This is a genomic window from Phaeobacter sp. CC-HEC084, assembly GCF_059429255.1.
Genome location: NZ_JCAIJQ010000009.1, coordinates 962,202 through 981,026 on the forward strand (window position 1 = coordinate 962,202; position 18,825 = coordinate 981,026).

At 59.3% G+C, this 18,825-nt stretch carries 15 protein-coding genes and 1 tRNA gene; 9 read left to right on the plus strand and 7 right to left on the minus strand.

All coding sequences use genetic code 11. The features are described 5' to 3' along the window. Positions 1–8 precede the first annotated feature (8 nt). Genes mnmG through AC5SSZ_RS21800 form a run of 4 tightly spaced genes read left to right on the plus strand, consistent with a single transcriptional unit; the run spans position 9 to position 4,209 of the window. Complete coding sequence (gene mnmG / locus AC5SSZ_RS21785) at positions 9–1,883, plus strand: tRNA uridine-5-carboxymethylaminomethyl(34) synthesis enzyme MnmG (RefSeq protein WP_495440032.1); 1,875 nt, start codon at positions 9–11, stop codon at positions 1,881–1,883. Beyond that, complete coding sequence (gene rsmG / locus AC5SSZ_RS21790) at positions 1,880–2,497, plus strand: 16S rRNA (guanine(527)-N(7))-methyltransferase RsmG (RefSeq protein ID WP_065271998.1); 618 nt, start codon at positions 1,880–1,882, stop codon at positions 2,495–2,497. The genes mnmG and rsmG overlap by 4 nt, the downstream gene beginning before the upstream one ends. Continuing rightward, positions 2,490–3,299 (plus strand): ParA family protein, encoded by an 810-nt coding sequence (locus AC5SSZ_RS21795; protein WP_274829989.1) that lies wholly within the window; start codon positions 2,490–2,492, stop codon positions 3,297–3,299. The genes rsmG and AC5SSZ_RS21795 overlap by 8 nt, the downstream gene beginning before the upstream one ends. A 13-nt stretch (positions 3,300–3,312) precedes the next feature. Next, complete coding sequence (locus tag AC5SSZ_RS21800; protein WP_065271997.1) at positions 3,313–4,209, plus strand: ParB/RepB/Spo0J family partition protein; 897 nt, start codon at positions 3,313–3,315, stop codon at positions 4,207–4,209. Here AC5SSZ_RS21800 and AC5SSZ_RS21805 read toward each other — a convergent pair. The 4 genes from AC5SSZ_RS21805 to rph are packed head-to-tail and all read right to left on the minus strand — an operon-like array spanning position 4,199 to position 7,044. Continuing rightward, positions 4,199–4,552 carry a YbaN family protein gene (locus AC5SSZ_RS21805; RefSeq protein ID WP_274867859.1) on the minus strand — a complete coding sequence of 118 codons (354 nt, stop codon included), beginning with the start codon at positions 4,550–4,552 and terminating at the stop codon, positions 4,199–4,201. The two genes, AC5SSZ_RS21800 and AC5SSZ_RS21805, sit on opposite strands and share 11 nt — an antisense overlap. A gap of 4 nt (positions 4,553–4,556) precedes the next feature. Next, positions 4,557–5,711, minus strand: a complete 1,155-nt coding sequence (gene hemW, locus AC5SSZ_RS21810) for a radical SAM family heme chaperone HemW (protein ID WP_495440354.1) — start codon at positions 5,709–5,711, stop codon at positions 4,557–4,559. Between the two features lie 8 nt (positions 5,712–5,719). Then, entirely contained in the window at positions 5,720–6,334 is a 615-nt protein-coding gene (gene rdgB, locus AC5SSZ_RS21815) for an RdgB/HAM1 family non-canonical purine NTP pyrophosphatase (protein ID WP_368947686.1), read from the minus strand. After that, positions 6,331–7,044 carry a ribonuclease PH gene (gene rph / locus AC5SSZ_RS21820; protein ID WP_065271994.1) on the minus strand — a complete coding sequence of 238 codons (714 nt, stop codon included), beginning with the start codon at positions 7,042–7,044 and terminating at the stop codon, positions 6,331–6,333. The genes rdgB and rph overlap by 4 nt, the downstream gene beginning before the upstream one ends. A 143-nt stretch (positions 7,045–7,187) precedes the next feature. Here rph and hrcA point away from each other — a divergent pair, with 143 nt between their 5' ends. Further along, complete coding sequence (gene hrcA, locus AC5SSZ_RS21825) at positions 7,188–8,252, plus strand: heat-inducible transcriptional repressor HrcA (RefSeq protein WP_065271993.1); 1,065 nt, start codon at positions 7,188–7,190, stop codon at positions 8,250–8,252. Positions 8,253–8,261: 9 nt separating this feature from the next. Further along, on the plus strand, positions 8,262–8,822 hold the full coding sequence (locus AC5SSZ_RS21830) for a nucleotide exchange factor GrpE (RefSeq protein WP_065271992.1): 561 nt from the start codon (positions 8,262–8,264) through the stop codon (positions 8,820–8,822). 101 nt (positions 8,823–8,923) lie between these two features. On the opposite strand, the gene mutS is transcribed toward AC5SSZ_RS21830, so the two are convergent. Together mutS and AC5SSZ_RS21840 are read right to left on the minus strand one after the other, a co-directional pair. Beyond that, complete coding sequence (gene mutS / locus AC5SSZ_RS21835) at positions 8,924–11,557, minus strand: DNA mismatch repair protein MutS (RefSeq protein WP_495440037.1); 2,634 nt, start codon at positions 11,555–11,557, stop codon at positions 8,924–8,926. Positions 11,558–11,668: 111 nt separating this feature from the next. Continuing rightward, positions 11,669–12,490, minus strand: a complete 822-nt coding sequence (locus AC5SSZ_RS21840; protein WP_065273645.1) for a flagellin N-terminal helical domain-containing protein — start codon at positions 12,488–12,490, stop codon at positions 11,669–11,671. A 324-nt stretch (positions 12,491–12,814) separates the two neighbouring features. Between AC5SSZ_RS21840 and AC5SSZ_RS21845 the strand changes: the two genes are divergently transcribed. The 3 genes from AC5SSZ_RS21845 to AC5SSZ_RS21855 all read left to right on the plus strand — a co-directional run bounded on the left by AC5SSZ_RS21845 (position 12,815) and on the right by AC5SSZ_RS21855 (position 18,441). Further along, entirely contained in the window at positions 12,815–15,070 is a 2,256-nt protein-coding gene (locus AC5SSZ_RS21845) for an NADP-dependent malic enzyme (RefSeq protein ID WP_065271990.1), read from the plus strand. Positions 15,071–15,079: 9 nt separating this feature from the next. Continuing rightward, complete coding sequence (locus AC5SSZ_RS21850; protein WP_495440042.1) at positions 15,080–15,952, plus strand: ribokinase; 873 nt, start codon at positions 15,080–15,082, stop codon at positions 15,950–15,952. Between the two features lie 305 nt (positions 15,953–16,257). Next, entirely contained in the window at positions 16,258–18,441 is a 2,184-nt protein-coding gene (locus AC5SSZ_RS21855) for a methyl-accepting chemotaxis protein (protein ID WP_495440043.1), read from the plus strand. 112 nt (positions 18,442–18,553) lie between these two features. Here the strand turns inward: AC5SSZ_RS21855 and AC5SSZ_RS21860 are convergent. Beyond that, positions 18,554–18,640, minus strand: a tRNA-Leu gene (locus AC5SSZ_RS21860). Between the last annotated feature and the right edge of the window lie 185 nt (positions 18,641–18,825).

The following is an 18,825-nucleotide window of genomic DNA, read 5'->3' on the forward strand; positions in this document are numbered from 1 at the left end:
TGTTTCACGTGAAACATTCAGCCTATGACGTTGTTGTAATCGGCGGTGGTCACGCCGGCACCGAAGCTGCTCATGCGGCGGCTCGGATGGGTGTAAACACCGCCCTGATCACGTTAAAACGCGAAGGCATTGGTGTGATGTCCTGTAACCCGGCTATTGGCGGTTTGGGCAAAGGCCACCTCGTGCGGGAAATTGACGCTCTTGACGGCGTTATGGGTCGTGTTGCCGACCTTGCCGGCATTCAGTTCCGCCTCCTGAATCGGCGGAAGGGACCGGCTGTACAAGGCCCTCGCGCCCAGTCCGACCGAGCAATCTATCATCGGGAGATGCTCAAGCTTACCGAACAGCAGGACTGTCTCGACGTTATCGAAGGAGAAGCGACCGACTTCATCATGTTCGGCCAATCGGTAACCGGCGTCGTCTTGGCAGATGGATCTCAAATCCCGGCGAAGGCTGTCATTCTTACCTCAGGAACGTTCCTGCGTGGTGTTATTCATATCGGAGATGTGTCGCGACCCGGTGGCCGTATGGGCGACAAGCCGTCGGTCAGCCTGGCAGAGCGTCTCGATAGCTTTGAATTGCCATTGGGACGCCTCAAGACCGGTACGCCGCCACGGTTGGACGGAACAACGATTCGTTGGGATGAATTGGAATCGCAGCCCGGGGATGATGATCCAACGTTCTTTTCCTTTGCAACTACGCAGGTGACCGCAAAACAGGTGTCCTGCGGTATCACGCACACCAACGAAAAGACGCATGAGATCATTCGGGAAAACCTTGAACGATCTGCTATGTACGGCGGTCATATCGAAGGGGTCGGGCCGCGGTATTGCCCCTCGATTGAAGATAAGGTCGTCAGGTTTGCCGATAAAACATCGCACCAGATCTTTCTGGAACCAGAGGGCGTCGACGACAACACCGTTTATCCGAACGGGATTTCGACGAGCTTGCCGGTGGATGTGCAAGAGGACTACGTGCATTCGATCTTTGGCCTGGAAGACGCCAAGATCATTCAACCCGGATATGCCATTGAGTACGATTACATTGATCCGCGGGCGCTAACACTGGGTTTGGAACTCAAGGAAGTTCCCGGCTTGTTCTTGGCTGGACAAATTAACGGTACAACCGGATACGAAGAGGCCGCTGCACAGGGCCTGGTCGCAGGCCTCAATGCTGCGCGGCGGAGCAGGGAGGAGGACCCGATCATCTTTGGTCGCTCCGGCAGCTACATTGGGGTCATGGTCGATGACCTGACCACGAATGGCGTGACGGAACCCTACCGAATGTTTACTTCCCGTGCGGAATTCCGTTTGTCCCTCCGGGCCGACAATGCGGATCAGCGGCTGACGCCTCTGGCGATTGAGGTTGGCTGCGCGGGGCAGGCCCGCAAAGAAATGTTTCAAAAGAAGATGGAGCGCCTGGATGCTGCGCGTGGTGTTCTGACTGAGGCGGTGTTCACTCCAAAACAGGTTTCCGAGGCTGGTATCCGCGTTAATCAGGATGGTAATAAACGGACCGGCTTGGACGTCCTTGCGTTTCCCGATGTGTCGTTCGAAGATCTTTTTCCTTTGCTGCCTGAACTCGCGAACAGCGATACCACAACACGACGTCAGTTGGAGCGTGACGCGCTTTACGCAAATTACATCGACCGGCAGGAGCGGGAGATCGCAGCGCTAAAGCGGGATGAGAGCTATCTGATCCCGAGGGATTTTGAATACGTCGGGATCGAAGGTCTTTCCAACGAGTTGCAACAAAAACTGGAGCGAGCCCGGCCTGAAAACCTGGCGCAGGCAGCACGTCTGGATGGGATGACGCCGGCTGCACTGGCCCTGCTTTTGGCAAGGTTGCGGAAGAGTTCCACCCAACGGAGCCGTACTGCATGACAACCGAAGCTTTGTTGGAACGGCTGAATGTTTCACGTGAAACACTCGACCGGCTGAAAATATTCGAACAAGTTTTGCTAAAATGGAATCCTAAGATCAACCTAGTTTCCCGGAACAGCCTGGATGACCTTTGGACCCGTCATATCATCGATTCGGTCCAGGTTTTCCGATGTGTTTCTCCGCCAAACCACTGGGTTGATATGGGAAGTGGCGGTGGCCTTCCAGGTGTTATCGTCGCCATTATGGCGGCAGAGGAATCTCCGAATACCAAGGTTACGCTGATCGAATCGGATCAACGAAAGTCGGCCTTCCTGCGTACCGCGGCACGGGAGTGCGGGGCGAAACTTACCGTAATTTCAAAGCGAATAGAGCAGGCGGACCCGCAAAATGCGGATGTTCTGTCTGCCCGGGCGCTGGCAGATCTGTCGCTCCTACTGGAATTTTCCGAACGCCATCTGAGCCCAACGGGCACAGCATTGTTTCCAAAAGGCGCAAACTGGAAAAAAGAAGTGGATAACGCGCGGCAGAGATGGAGATTCGATTTCGAACCGATTACAAGTTTAACTGAACCCGACGCGGTCGTACTGAAAATAGAGGGAGTTGCTCGTGTCTGACTTATCCCGCCCGGATGGGCCACGTATCATCGCGGTTGCTAATCAAAAGGGTGGAGTAGGTAAGACAACGACGGCAATAAACCTCGCTGCGGCCCTGGTCGAAGGCGGATTACGCGTCCTGGTCGTTGATTTGGACCCGCAGGGGAATGCATCTACCGGCTTGGGAATTGAGGCCGATGATCGGGATTACACCACCTACGATCTTTTGGTTGATGATGCGCCGCTGTCCGAGGTTATTCGGGCAACTGAGATCGAGGATCTCTGCGTTATTCCAGCGACGGTGGATCTGAGTTCCGCCGATATCGAACTGGTTTCCAACGAAAAACGCAGCTTCTTATTGCATGACGCCCTGCGACAGACGGCGATGGACGAATACGAATGGGATTACATCCTGATCGATTGCCCGCCATCGCTGAACCTGCTTACGGTGAATGCCATGGTCGCCGCGCATTCGGTTCTTATCCCGCTGCAAAGTGAGTTCTTCGCGCTCGAGGGGGTATCGCAGTTAATGCTGACGATTCGTGAGGTGCGACAAGCGGCAAACCCGGATCTGAGGATCGAAGGTGTGGTGCTAACGATGTACGACCGTCGCAATAATCTGTCGCAACAGGTTGAACAGGATGCGCGCGACAACCTGGGTGAGCTGGTCTTCCGGACTGTGATTCCCCGGAACGTACGGGTGAGCGAGGCGCCGTCCTATGCGTTGCCGGTCCTGAACTACGATACGAATTCGCTGGGGGCGCGGGCGTACCGGGCACTGGCGGAAGAAATAGTCGCCAATCATCAAAGACTGGCAGCATAAAGGGGAGGGCACCATGACAGAAAAAAAGAACAAACCTCGCGGATTGGGACGTGGATTGTCGGCGCTGATGGCCGATGTGAACCCGGAGCCCGTCAGCACCCAAGCCGAAGCACCCCGCAATGCCGAAGTATTGGTGCCAATCGAGAAGGTTACCGCCAACCCTGATCAGCCCCGTCGTCAGTTTCTTCAAGAAGATCTGGATGACCTGACGGCCTCTATCAAGGAAAAGGGCGTCTTGCAGCCGCTGATCGTGCGTCCGCGCGATGGCGGCATGTACGAGATCGTGGCTGGTGAACGGCGCTGGAGGGCCGCGCAGGCGGCGCAGTTGCATGAGGTTCCGGTTCTGATCCGGGACTATGACGACGTTGAAATGCTCGAAGTCGCCATCATCGAAAACATTCAGCGGTCAGATCTGAATGCGATGGAAGAGGCGCAGAGCTATAAGCAGTTGATGGAAAAGTTCGGCCACACCCAGGAAAAAATGGCTGAGGCGTTGGGCAAGAGCCGTAGCCATATTGCCAACCTTGTGCGGCTTCTTCACCTGCCTTCCGACGTGCAACAGCTTGTTCAGGAACGGAAATTGTCCGCGGGCCACGCGCGGGCGCTGATTACGTCAGACCATGCATCGGAACTGGCCAAGAAGATCGTCAAAGGCGGGCTTTCCGTACGTGCGACCGAGAATCTGGTCAAAAAGGATGCGGCGGGTACCACTACCAACTCTTCTCCGAAAAAACCGCGCAAAGAGGTGGAGAAAGACGCGGATACCCGTGCGCTTGAAGGCGATCTGTCAGCGATGCTGCGGATGAAGGTGTCGATTGATCATATCGCGGGCGGGGAGAGCGGCTCGGTGACGATCAGCTATGAGACGCTTGATCAGTTGGATGAGCTTTGCAATCTGCTCAGCCGCTAGGGCGCGACCAGATAAAGGTCAGAACGCCTGACAGAACCACCGCCTGAATAATCAGGATGTGGGAGGGGGCGCCCAGCATCAGAGACAACAGAAAGACGGCGGCAATCGATCCGGTTGCCGCCTTTTTTGCGGTTGGTCGGATGGCGCCGTTTTCGCGCCAATCCAGGATCATTGGCCCGAAGATGTTGTGAGAGATGATCCAGTCGTGCAGCCGCTCCGAAGAGTTTGCGAAAAAGAATGTTGCCAGAAGCAAGAAGGGCACGGTGGGGAGCAGGGGAAGGATAACCCCGACGATTGCCAATGCTACGCAACAAATCCCTAGTCCGGCGTAGATATAGCGCATTGGGTCAGTCCACCAAGAGATCGCGAAGGATCGCGTTGAGCACTGCACGTCCCTTGTCCGTGGCATGCAGTCTTTGTCCTGAGATAGAGATCATTCCCATCTTGGCAAGGTCCTGCAGCTTGTCAGCGTTCAGCGGCGTGCCAGAGAGTTCTGCATAGCGCTCCATATCCAGCCCTTCCCGCAGGCGCATCCCCATCATCAGGCATTCGACAGCGGCATCCTCGCGCTCCAGGGCTTCCCGCAGGTTTTCGCCAGAACCTTTGGAAACCGCCTCTAGCCAGGCGCCGGGGGCGCGGTGGGTTTCGGTGGCATAGCGGGCGCCATCCAGAGTGATACGACCATGGGCGCCGGGGCCGATGCCCACATAGTCGCCGTAGCGCCAGTAAATCAGGTTGTGGCGGCTCTCCGCGCCGGGAACCGCATGGTTAGAAACCTCATAGGCGGGCATGCCATGGGCGGCGCAGATGTCCTGTGTCAGCTGGTACATGTCTGCGGCGCTGTCATCGCTGGGCAGGTCCCGCAGCTTACCCCGGGCATAGCGGTCGCCAAAGGCGGTGCCTTCTTCGATCGTCAGCTGATAGAGCGACAGGTGGTCGATGGACATCGACAGCGCTTCGGTCAGCTCTGCCTGCCAGTCCTGCGGCGTCTGACCTTGCCGGGCATAGATCAGGTCGAAACTGACACGGTCAAAACAATTGCGCGCAATGTCAAAGGCGGCCTTGGCTTCAGCCACGGAATGGATACGGCCAAGGCGGCGCAGGTCGGCGTCGTTTAACGCCTGAATGCCCATCGAGATCCGGTTCACTCCTGCGTCGCGATAGCCTGCAAACCTGCCAGCCTCGACCGATCCGGGGTTCGCCTCGAGCGAGATTTCGATGTCATTGGCAAAGGGCCAGATATCCCGCGCGGCGTCGATCACGGCGGCTACGGTGTCGGGATGCATCAGCGAAGGGGTGCCGCCACCAAAGAAGATCGAATTCAATACCCGGCCCGGAAGCTGCTCGGACATACGTGCCAGCTCAGATTGATAGGCTTTGACCCAGACGCTTTGGTCTATATTAGCAGTGACGTGGCTGTTGAAATCGCAATAGGGGCATTTGGCCTGACAAAAGGGCCAGTGCACATAGAGGCCAAAGCCCCCATTGCGCCAGTCATCCACGGGATGGGTCATTCCCCGAAACACCCTTTGATGAACTTTGCCACGGCGTTTGCCCGATGGCTGATCTTGTTCTTTTCCCAGCGATCCATCTCGGCAAAGGTCACGTCAAAGCCATCAGGTATGAACATCGGATCATAGCCAAAACCAGCCTCGCCGCGGATTGGCCAGATCAGATGACCGGGGGCAATACCTTCGAAAACCTCGTCATGGCCATCGGGCCAGGCCAGAACCAGCGTGCAGCGGAACTGCGCGGTACGCGGGTGGGGGGCGTTCTTGGCTTCCAGCTCGTTATGGGCGCGGGTCATGGCCATCATGAAGTCGCGGCCATTGCCGGTTTCCGCCCAGTCTGCGGTATAGACGCCCGGCGCCCCACCTAGGGCGTCGATGGTGATCCCGGAATCATCGGACAGGGCAGGGAGCCCGGTTGCCTTGGCCGCGGCATGCGCCTTGATCCGGGCGTTGCCGACAAAGGTGTCCTCGGTTTCCTCAGGTTCTGGCAGATCCATTTCGGCGGCGCCGACAACGGAGACGCCAAAGGGCTTGAGGAGATGCGCCATCTCCTCAAGCTTGCCTTTGTTATGTGTGGCGATCAACAGCCGATCGCCTTCAAACTTCCGGCTCATGCGCAGGCTGCCTTTTGCATTTCTGCCAGTTCGGCGGTGCCTTTTGCGGCCAGATCCATCAGGGAATTCATCTGCTCGCGCGAGAACATCGATCCTTCGGCGGACATCTGCACTTCGATCAGTTTGCCGGATCCGGTCATGATGAAGTTGCCATCGACGCCGGCTTCGGAATCTTCGGGGTAGTCCAGATCAAGAACCGGCTGGCCGGCATAGATCCCGCAGGATACGGCTGCCACCGGATCGACCAGCGGGTCGATGCTGACATCGCCGGCCTTCATCAGTTTGTTGACTGCCAGACGCAGGGCCACCCAGCCACCGGTGATCGAGGCGCAACGGGTGCCGCCATCGGCTTGCAGCACGTCACAGTCGATACTGATCTGGCGTTCACCCAGGGCCACGCGGTCCACGCCGGCGCGCAGGGCGCGGCCGATCAGGCGCTGGATTTCGACGGTACGGCCGCCTTGCTTGCCAGCCGAGGCTTCGCGGCGCATCCGGGTGTTGGTCGCGCGGGGCAGCATGCCGTATTCCGCCGTCACCCAGCCAAGGCCGGATCCCTTGATAAAGGGCGGCACGCGGTCTTCGATGGTGGCGGTGCACAGAACATGGGTGTCGCCAGCCTTGATCAGGCATGATCCCTCGGCATGTTTGGTGAATCCGGTTTCGATGGAAATCGGGCGCATCTCGTTCAATTGTCGTCCAGAGGGTCGCATGAGTAATCCTTTTTTTGCTGGCCTTCGGATAGCCCTGCCTGCGCGCGGTATGCAAGCATGATTGACCTTTGCGTGTGGGCCTCTTTAATGGCAATCCGGAAAAGCCTTCCTATCTATGTAGCGTGTAACCGCTGAAAATGCTCATGACAGACGCAAACAATATCCTGAAAGACATGAACGACCGGTCGCGGGATGTGTTCCGGGCGGTCGTGGAATCCTATCTGGAAAGCGGCGATCCCGTCGGCAGCCGTACCCTGACCCGGTCGCTGAGCGAAAAGGTCAGCGCGGCGACGGTACGCAACGTGATGCAGGATCTGGAGTTTCTGGGCCTGCTCGACAGCCCGCATGTCAGCGCCGGACGGGTGCCGACGCAGCTGGGTCTGCGGATGTTCGTCGATGGCCTACTGGAGGTCGAGGATCTGAAGGCGCAGGACCGCGAAAAGATCGACGCCACCCTGGGTCGCAATTCCGGCGATGTGAGCGGTATGCTCGACCGTGTCGGGGCGGCGCTTTCCGGGGTGACGCAGGGTGCCTCGCTGGTACTGACGCCAAAGCATGAAGCAGAGATCCGCCATATCGAATTCGTCTCGCTGGGTCATGACCGAGCGATGGTGGTGCTGGTGTTTTCCGATGGTCACGTGGAAAACCGGCTGTTCACCCCGCCGCCGGGGCAGACGCCCAGTTCGATGCGCGAGGCGGCCAATTTCCTGAATGCCCTCGTCGAAGGGCGCACGCTGAGTGACGTGCGCCTCGACATGCAGGAAGAGATCGCCACCCGGCGGCAGGAGATCGACAACCTGGCGCATCAGCTGATCGAAAGCGGTCTGGCCGCCTGGGAAGAAGACGGCAGCGACCAGGCGCGTCTGATCGTGCGGGGACGCGCGAATCTGCTTGCCGATAATGGCGTCACAGAAGAACTGGATCTGATCCGCAGCCTGTTCGACGATCTGGAGCGCAAGCAGGATATTGCCGAATTCCTGGAACTCACCGAAGAGGGCGAGGGCGTGCGCATTTTTATTGGCTCGGAGAACAAACTTTTCTCACTTTCGGGTTCCTCTTTGGTGGTGTCTCCTTATATGAACGCGGATCGAAAGGTGATTGGCGCGGTGGGGGTGATTGGCCCGACCCGCCTGAACTACGGACGGATTGTGCCCATCGTGGACTATACGGCGCAACTGGTCGGCAAATTGCTGTCAGACCGGAGTTAGAGGTGAAAAATGGCAGAGCCCAAGAACGACGATTTTCTCGACGATATCGCAAATGCCGAAGCAGAAGAGCTGGCGGCACAGACCGAAGAATTTGATGACGCGGCGCTGGAGCTGGATGCCCTGCGAGCCGAGCGTGATGAGCTGAAGGACCGGTTCATGCGCGCTCTGGCGGATGCCGAGAATTCGCGCAAGCGGGGCGACAAGGCCCGCCGCGAAGCCGAGCAATATGGCGGCTCGAAGCTGGCCCGTGACATGCTGCCGGTGTTCGACAACATGAAGCGCGCGGTTGAATCGGTAACCGACGAACAGAAAGAGGCGGCCTCGGCCCTGATCGAAGGTGTTGAGCTGACCATGCGGGCGCTGCTGGGCGTGTTTGAAAAGCACGGTATCCGCGTTGTCTCGCCCGCAGTGGGTGACAAGTTCGACCCGCAGGTGCACGAAGCCATGTTCGAAGCCCCGGTGCCCGGCACCAAGGCAGGCGAAATTATTCAGGTTTCCGCCGAAGGTTTCATGCTGCACGACCGCCTGCTGCGGCCGGCGCAGGTCGGGGTCTCCTCGACACCGGCATAAGGCTGTCGGGGTTATTGGTGTAAATCGCCTCGGACCCTGCATCCAGAATTGAAAAAGGCGACCCTTGCGGGTCGCCTTTTTGCATTAATACAGCTTTGCATTTACGCAGTGGCGTCTTTCAGACGGTAGAGCGCCTCCAGTGCCTCGCGCGGGGTCAGATCGTCGGGGTGGATACTCTCCAGCAATTCCTCGACCAGTGATGGACCTGCGGCGGGTTTTGGTTGCGGCGGCGGGGCAGCAGCAAAGAGCGGCAGATCGTCGATCTGGATCTTTGCGCCAGCGCCTTCGCGGCTGCCTTGTTCCAGCATATCCAGCACATCGCGCGCCCGTGCCACAACCGAAGCTGGCAGGCCGGCAAGCTGCGCCACCTGCACCCCGTAGGAGCGGTCGGCGGCGCCTTTCTTGACCTCGTGCAGGAAGATCACCTCTCCTTCCCATTCCTTGACGGTGACGGTGGCGTTTTCGACGCCTTCCAGCTTACCGGCCAGTTGGGTCATCTCGTGATAGTGGGTGGCAAACAGGGCGCGGGCCTGGTTCACCTCGTGCAGGTGCTCCAGCGTGGCCCAGGCGATCGACAGGCCATCATAGGTTGCGGTGCCGCGCCCGATTTCATCAAGGATCACCAGAGCACGGTCATCGGCCTGGTTCAGGATCGCAGCGGTTTCCACCATTTCAACCATGAAGGTCGAGCGTCCGCGCGCCAGATCGTCCGAGGCCCCGACACGGCTGAACAGCTGGCTGATCAACCCTATATGCGCGGCTTCGGCGGGAACATAGCTGCCCATCTGCGCCAACAGCGCGATCAGCGCGTTCTGCCGCAGGAAGGTCGATTTACCGGCCATGTTGGGACCGGTCAGCAACCAGATCGCGGCGCCATCCCCGGCCGAGAGATCGCAATCGTTGGCGACGAAGGTATCGCCGCCCTGTTGCCGCAGCGCCTGTTCCACCACCGGATGGCGTCCGCCCTCCACGTGAAACGCGCGGGAGGCGTCCACCTTTGGCCGGGTCCAGTTTTCACCGCGGGCCAGATCGGCCAATGCGGTCACCAGATCCAGCTCTGCCAACCCTTTGGCAGCGGTATTGAGACGCGCAGCGGTGTCCAGAATGGCGGTAGAAAGCCTGTCATAGAGCCGCTTTTCGATCTCCAGCGCTCGGTTTCCTGCATTCAGGATCCTGGTTTCAATCTCGCTCAACTCCACCGTGGTGAAACGCACCTGATTTGCGGTAGTTTGACGGTGTATGTAAGTTTCGGACAGCGGCGCTGACAACATCTTCTCCGCGTGGGTCGCGGTGGTTTCGATGAAATAGCCCAGCACGTTGTTGTGCTTGATCTTCAGCGAGGTGATGCCGGTGTGCTCCGCATACTTCTGCTGCATCCCAGCAATGATCGAGCGTCCCTCATCGCGCAGGGTGCGCGCCTCATCCAGTTCGGGATCATAGCCGGTCGCGATGAACCCGCCGTCACGGGCCAGCAGCGGCGGATCGGCCACCAGGGATGCATCCAGCAGCGACAGAAGATCGTCAAAGCCAAGGAGATCGCGCACGGCACCGCCGATCAGTTCAGGAAGATCCTGTCCTTCGCACATCTGGGCGATGGTTTCGGCCTGCACCAGCCCGTTGCGGATGGCGGCCAGATCACGCGGACCACCGCGTTCCAGCGCAAGGCGCGACAGGGCGCGGTCCAGATCCGGCGTCTTGCGCAGCGCGGCGCGGATATCCTGCGAAAGCTGCGTCGCCTCGACCGCGAAATCCAGTGCCGCCAATCGCGCGCTGATCACATCCAACGTGCGCGAGGGGCTTGCCATACGTTGTTCCAAAAGGCGGGCACCGCCCGGCGTCACGGTCCGGTCCACCACCGACAACAGCGATCCAGCGCGCCCGCCCGACAGGGATCGGGTCAGTTCCAGGCTGGCGCGGGTGGAGGCATCGATCTGCACCACGCGATCCTGCGCCTCCTGTACCGGCGGCTGCAACAGCGGTAGTTTGCCCTTCTGCGTAATCTCCAGATAGTCGATCAGCGCACCCATGGCTGAGACCTCGGCGCGGGTGAAGGTGCCGAACCCATCCAGCGCACCGACGTTGAACAAGGTGCAGATGCGTTTTTCTGCCGCCGTGCTGTCGAAACTTGCCTTGCCGAGCGGGGTCAGCGGGATCTTGTATTCATCTGCAAGCGGGCGGGTCGCATCAAAAGGCGCGCCATCAGCGACGATCAGTTCCGATGGCGCCAGCCTCGCCAATTCCGGCGACAGGCGCACGCGGGCGATGGGCATCACGTGAAACGCGCCGGTGGAAATATCCGCCCAGGCCAAGGCCGCTTCGTCGCGCAACTCGGAATAGGAAACCAGGAAGTTGTGGCGCCGTGCTTCGAGCAGGGAATCCTCGGTCAGCGTGCCGGGAGTCACCAGCCGCACCACATCCCGTTTCACCACGGATTTGGAGCCGCGTTTCTTGGCTTCGGCCGGGCTTTCCAGCTGTTCGCCTACCGCGACGCGGAACCCCTTGCGGATCAGGGTCAGCAGATACCCTTCGGCGGCATGCACGGGAACGCCGCACATGGGTATATCCTCGCCGTCGTGTTTGCCCCGTTTGGTCAGGGCGATGTCCAGCGCCTCGGCGGCATTGACCGCGTCGTCAAAGAACATCTCGTAGAAATCGCCCATCCGATAAAAAAGCAACGCATCGGGATGCGCTGCTTTGATCTCAAGATATTGCGCCATCATGGGCGTAACGGTCATGCGAGCTCCCCCGGGGTTATTTGCCCGACATTTACAATGCGGACGGTCCAAGGAAAACCCGATTACCCGGATTTGCAATCTGTTGCTCAGACCCTGGCGGGCCGACGTTGATCAGAACAGCACGCCGATCGATTGCGGGCTGTAGTTCGCAATCGACAAAGAGGTGGTACCCAGCTGTTTTTGCACATCAAGCGCAACCAGCCGCGCCGCGGATTCCTCGATATTGGCATCCACCAGGGCGCCGATCCCCTTCTTTGTGGCATCAGCAAGGTTCTGCACGGTCTTGTTCTCTTCTGCCAGTCCATTGGCCGAGGCCCCAAGTGCAGCAGCACCTTCGATGGCAAAGCGCAGGAAACCGGTAATCTCGCTCAGCGCGGTTTGGGCGCTTGCCTGATCCGTGACCTGGGTGCGGTTGTTGATATCGAACAACGGGTCGCTTTCGAAATCGACACCATCCACTGTCAGCAACGACAGGTCTGCTCCGGTTGGAATACTAAGGCCGGTTGCGCCATTGCCGTCCACATTTGTGGCCAGCAGGTTGGCACCATTGAACTGGGAGGAAGAAATGATCGAATTGATTTCCTCCGTCTTCTGGGCCAGCTGCGCTTCGATCTTGGAATAGTCAACAAGGCCGCTGCTTGCCGTAAGTGCCAGTTCCTTCATTTCGATGACAGCTTCGGAAATCCGTTCCGCACCAGCCGAGGCGACGGCGACGGTGGACTCACCCAGCGACAGCGCATCAGAGGTTGCCCGCAGCCCGGAGACATCGGCCTCCATGATCTGGGAAATCGCCCAAAGCGCGGCATTGTCTTTGGCGGTATTCACCTCTTTTCCGGTTGCGACCTCGTTCTGGACGGTTTCCAGCTGCTGTGTCGTCCCTCCCAGCAGGTGTAGCGCCGTGGCAGCGCCGGTGTTGGAGTTGATACTTGTCATATCGTGCATCCCAAATTTACCCTGCCCGCCGGTATTGCGGCGGCGGGTGTGACTTTTTCAGAAATGGTCGTATGCCGTTCTGACATGTGCTGTTCTGGCGCCGGTTTGCGGCATTATAGCCACGCGTCACACAGAAGCTGTTAAGCATTATTAACGGAATGTAGCACGGATCGGTCGAGATTGTGGCGAAAAGCCGACGGAATCTATCAAGTTTTATTTGAAATATTATTGCTTTTTAGGGGTCGTTTTCTTTCCGGATCGGATTGAGAGGGACGCAGGGCTGGGATAAGACTGTGCCCGATTAGGAGAGGACACCTACAGCCCATGCCCAAAGCGAAGATCACAAACGAAGAGGCGCTTGCCTTCCATCTGGAGCCGACACCCGGCAAATGGGAAATCAATGCGACCGTCCCGATGACCACGCAGCGGGATCTCTCCCTGGCCTATTCCCCCGGTGTTGCGGTGCCATGCGAAGCGATCGCGGCGAACCCGGAAACCGCCTATGATTATACCAACAAGGGCAACCTGGTGGCTGTCATCTCCAACGGGACGGCGGTTTTGGGGCTTGGAAACCTGGGCGCGCTGGGATCGAAACCGGTGATGGAGGGGAAATCTGTCCTGTTCAAACGCTTTGCCGATGTGAACTCGATCGACATTGAGCTCGACACCGAAGATCCGGACAAGTTCATCGACGCGGTCAAGCTGATGGGCCCGACCTTTGGCGGCATCAACCTTGAAGACATAAAGGCGCCCGAGTGTTTCATCATCGAGCAGCGCTTGAAGGAAGAGATGGATATCCCCGTCTTCCATGACGACCAACACGGCACCGCCGTGATCTGTGCGGCGGGCCTGATCAATGCGCTGCATATCTCGGGCAAGAAGATCGAAGACGTGAAAATCGTGCTGAACGGCGCGGGCGCGGCGGGCATCGCCTGTATCGAGCTGCTGAAATCCATGGGCGCGCGGCATGACAACTGCATCGTCTGCGACACCAAGGGTGTGATCTATCAGGGCCGTACCGAAGGTATGAACCAGTGGAAGTCGGCCCATGCGGTCAAGACTGAGCTGCGGACGCTTGAGGAAGCAATGGAAGGCGCCGATGTCTTCCTTGGCGTGTCGGTCAAAGGCGCGGTGACGCAGGAGATGGTTGCCTCCATGGCCGACAACCCTGTGATCTTTGCCATGGCAAACCCGGATCCCGAAATCACCCCGGAAGAGGCACATGAGGTCCGCGTCGACGCCATCGTCGCCACGGGCCGCTCGGACTATCCCAACCAGGTGAACAACGTTCTGGGCTTTCCCTACCTGTTCCGCGGGGCGCTGGACATCAATGCGCGCGCCATCAACGACGAGATGAAGATCGCTTGCGCTCATGCGCTGGCCGCATTGGCGCGCGAGGATGTGCCGGATGAGGTGGCGCTGGCCTATGGCAAATCGCTGACTTTTGGTCGCGATTACATCATCCCGACACCCTTTGATCCGCGTCTGATCCACCGGATCCCCCCAGCCGTGGCCAAGGCGGGCATGGACACGGGTGCTGCGCGTCGTCCCATCATCGACATGGAAGCCTATGAGATCAGCCTGAAAAGCCGGATGGACCCGACGGCTTCGATCCTGCGCGGCCTCAACGCCCGCGCGCGCTCGGCCCAGTCGCGGATGATCTTTGCCGAGGGCGACGATCCCCGTGTGCTGCGCGCTGCCGTTACCTATCAGCGGTCCGGCTTTGGCAAGGCGCTGGTCGTTGGCCGTGCCGATGATGTGAAGGCCAAGCTGGAGGCCGCCGGCCTTGGCGATGCGGTGCGCGAACTGGAGGTGGTCAATGCCGCCAACACCCAGCATTTCGACACCTACAAGGATTTCCTGTTCAACCGCCTGCAACGCAAGGGCTTCGACCGTAAGGACATCCACCGTCTGGTGGGCCGTGACCGGCACGTCTTCTCGGCGCTGATGCTGGCGCATGGGCATGGCGATGGTCTGGTCACCGGTGCCACCCGCAAATCCGCGCATGTTCTGGATCAGATCAACCACGTCTTTGACGCCGATGCCAAACACGGCGCGGCCGGCGTGACCGCGTTGCTGCATAAGGGCCGGATCGTGCTGATTGGCGATACGCTGGTGCATGAATGGCCGGATGAGAACGATCTGGCGACGATTGCCGAACGCGCGGCTGGTGTGGCCCGGCACATGGGGCTGGATCCTCGCGTGGCCTTTGTCAGCTTCTCGACCTTTGGTTATCCGGTGTCCGAGCGGGCGGAAAAGATGCATATCGCCCCGGGCGTTCTGGACAAGCGCGGCGTCGATTTTGAATACGAAGGCGAAATGACCGTGGATGTGGCGCTGAATGCCAAGGCGCAGGAGAATTACCCGTTCCAGCGTCTGTCGGGCCCCGCGAACATTCTGATCGTGCCTGCCCGGCACTCGGCCTCCATCTCGGTCAAGCTGATGCAGGAAATGGGCGGTGCCACCGTGGTTGGCCCGATCCTGGCGGGCGTGGATAAGCCGATCCAGATCTGCTCGACCACCTCGACCGCTAATGACGTGCTGAACATGGCGGTTCTGGCTGCCTGCAACATCGGCTAGGCGGCAACGATGGCAATCTGGAACCTGGGCTCGATCAACGCTGACATGGTCTACGCGCTGCCGCATCTACCGGTGGCGGGTGAGACATTGGCAGCCTCGGGTCTGGACCAGTTTCTGGGCGGCAAGGGGGCCAATATGTCGGTCGCCGCCGCCCGGGCCGGTAGCCACGTCTGCCACATCGGTGCTGTCGGCGCTGATGGCAGATGGGCGGTGGACCGCCTGCTGGAGTACGGCGTCGACACCCGCCATATCGCGCAGATCGACACGCCCACGGGCCATGCCATCATTGCTGTGGATCAGGACGGCGAAAACCAGATCATCCTGTTTCCCGGAGCCAACCGCGCGATCAGCCCGGATCAGATCGGTCAGGCCCTGTCGGCTGCCTCTGCCGGGGATATTCTGGTGATGCAGAACGAAACCAACCTGCAGGTCGATGCAGCGCGGATGGGCCGTGATCTGGGGCTGCGGGTGGCCTATGCGGCGGCGCCTTTTGACGCGGCAGCGGTTGCAGCGGTCTTGCCGCATCTGGATCTTTTGTTCCTGAATGCGGTCGAGGCGCGTCAATTGCAGGAGGCCACCGGCAAACCGCCCGAGGCGCTGGGCGTTGAAGATGTGATCGTTACCCTCGGGGCAGAGGGCGCGCGCCATTTCCATGGCACCACAGGCGCGGTGCAGGATATTCCAGCCTTGCCGGTCACCCCGGTCGATACCACCGGGGCAGGAGACACCTTTACCGGTTATGTCCTTGCCGGTCTGGATCGCGGAATGCCGATGGCGCAGGCCATGGCGCAAGCCTCCCGCGCGGCGGCCCTGATGGTGACTCGCCATGGCACCGCCGATGTCATTCCCGATCTGAAAGAGGTTCAGGACAGTCGGCTTTGATGCCTCCCCGGACCCGTACTGAGCCTACCGAACGGGTAGAATTCTAACGCCGGTCGATCCGGTTTCTCTTGTTATTCTCGGTGATTTAATCGGGCGATATTCTGGTCTGCTTATGCGCCCGGGATCCGTCCGCCCATGGTTCTGAAATCGTAACTTATTCGAATAAATGCTAAATATGGAGCCAAGGTTCAGGCGGCTTCCCAATACCCGTAGGTGCGAAAAGATCAACATGTCGTGATTTAAGTATGCAAATTCTTAAGCCTCTCCGCGCTAGGAAAAGACTCTGTTGATAGGAGTTTTTAACGATGTCCCTCAGAATGCGGATTGTTGTTGCGCTGTTGGTCAGTTCTTTGGTTGCGATCGCGATTGTCACTGTGCCTTTGTTCATGGGCCTGGGGACAGTCTCGGATGAGGGAACACTCCGCGAGCTGCGTCAGTTCGAGGCCCGTGTCAGTTCCGAGATCGAAGGGCGCCAGCGGCTCGCCTTGACCACGGCCCAGACCGTGGCTGCCATGTCGGACGTGCAGCGCGCCGTGGCAGAGCAGGACCGAGACACGCTTGACCGGATTTTTGCCCAAAACTTCAAAGGACTGGCAACGAGTGCCGGGATCGCTCAGTTCCAGTTTCACACTCCAGAGGCGCTGTCTCTGTTCCGGGTGCACAAGCCCGAGAAGTTTGGCGATGACCTATCCGGGTTCCGCCATTCCGTTGTTGCCGCGAACAAGACGCAGGCGCCAGTTTCGGGCCTTGAACGGGGACGCGCGGGCATCGGTATCCGCGGTATCGCCCCGATCAGCCATGATGGCAGCCACGTGGGCAGCGTCGAAATCGGACTCAAATTCGACAGCGCCCTGGTTCAAAGCCTGACAGAAGGAGGCGATTCCGCGCTTGAAATCTACCTGTTGCCAGACAGCGATATCAGTTCGTTCTCCAGCACTGGCGAAGAGATCCGCCGACTGACCGGAAGTTACGACGGTCCCGCGCTTCTGGATGCGGCTGCCATTGCAGGTTTTGTGAAAGGCGAGGCGGCAGAGACGTCGGACTATGACCTTGGCGGCCATGCCTATGCGGGCAGCCCGTTTGAAATCCGTGACTTCTCCGGAAATCTGGTTGCCGTGGGCAATGCGCTTGTCCCCTTGGATGCGATCACGGCGATCACCAATACGATCCGCAACACCGGTATCGGCGCGGCCATCGTGGCGATGGTTCTGGCCGGCGCCATGGCGCTGGGTCTGGGGAAATGGCTGTGTGGTCTGCTGAACCGGATCAGCAACCGGATGATTTCCCTGTCTGAGGGCAATCTGAACATCGAGATGACAGGCCTGCCGGACAAAGGCGAAATCGGCGACATGGCCCGCAGTCTGGGCGTCTTCCATGCGGCCCTGGTCCGCCAGCGTGAGATGGAGCAGACTCAAAAGGCACATAGTGAAAATCAGGCCAAGGTCGTTGCCAGCCTCGGCGCGCGTCTGTCCGAATTGTCAGGCGGTGATCTGACAACTCGCATCTCCGACCGGTTCCCCGAGGATTACGAACAGCTGCGTCTGGATTTCAACCGAACCGTCGAAAATTTGAACGGTACGGTGACGAAAGTGGTGGAATCGGCCTCCAGCATCCGCAACGGTGCTGCCGAGATTAGCCAGTCTTCGGATGATCTGTCACACCGCACCGAGAGTCAGGCCGCGACGCTGGAAGAAACCGCTGCTGCGCTGGACGAGCTGACGGCGTCGGTCAAATCCGCTGCCGACGGCGCCCGCAGCGTTGAAAACATCATGAACGAGGCCAAGAAGGAGGCCGAGAACAGTGGCGTCGTGGTGCAAAGTGCAGTCTCGGCGATGACCGAGATCGAGCAATCCTCGACGCATATCGCCCAGATCATCAGTGTCATCGACGACATCGCTTTCCAGACCAACCTTCTGGCCCTGAACGCGGGGGTCGAGGCCGCCCGTGCTGGCGAAGCAGGCCGAGGTTTTGCCGTGGTTGCCTCCGAAGTGCGGGCGCTGGCACAGCGGTCCTCCGATGCGGCGATGGAAATCAAGACGCTGATCGGCGATAGCTCAAGACAGGTGGAACGCGGTGTGGATCTGGTTGGAAAGGCCGGCGAGGCACTGCAGAACATTGTCGAGCGGGTGAACCATATCTCTGGTCTGGTCACCGATATCGCCGAAGGCGCTGTGGAGCAATCCACGGGCCTTGGTGAGATCAACACCGGCGTGGTGCAGTTGGATCAGGTGACTCAGCAGAACGCCGCCATGGTGGAAGAGGCCACCGCAGCAGGGCACATGCTGAACAGTGACGCCACCAAGCTGGCCGAGCTGGTTGCTCATTTCAAAATCGCAGCCGGTGGTAATATCACGGCAATGTCCAGCACCCCTGAAGCAGCGCCAAGCATGCCAACGGCCCATGGGGATGCGGACTGGGACTTCAGCGACGCGACACCTGCCGCTGCCACGGATGGCAACGCGGCCCTCGACAAGTGGCAGGATTTCTAAAGCAGGAAGCAGGGCTGAATATCAGCCTGAGCTGAGGCAAGACATCATTCAAGGGCGCCCTGCGGGGCGTCTTTGAACATCTGAAACTGTAGGGGATTCCGACAAAGGATTATGGTGCCCAGGAGAGGACTCGAACCTCCACGTCCATACGGACACTAGCACCTGAAGCTAGCGCGTCTACCAATTCCGCCACCTGGGCAGGTGTCGTGCAGCGGCGTATACGCACCGGCGGCAGGAGCGTCAAACGGATTTTTGCATCGGGTGGCAATTTGCAGCCGGATTCCGGGCCACACGGCCCGGAGCCTGTGAAGGCCGGGGCCTGTGGCGGCGGTAAAGCCAGCGATTTATCATGAAACTGTGGGTCCGGACACGATTTTGCGCCTT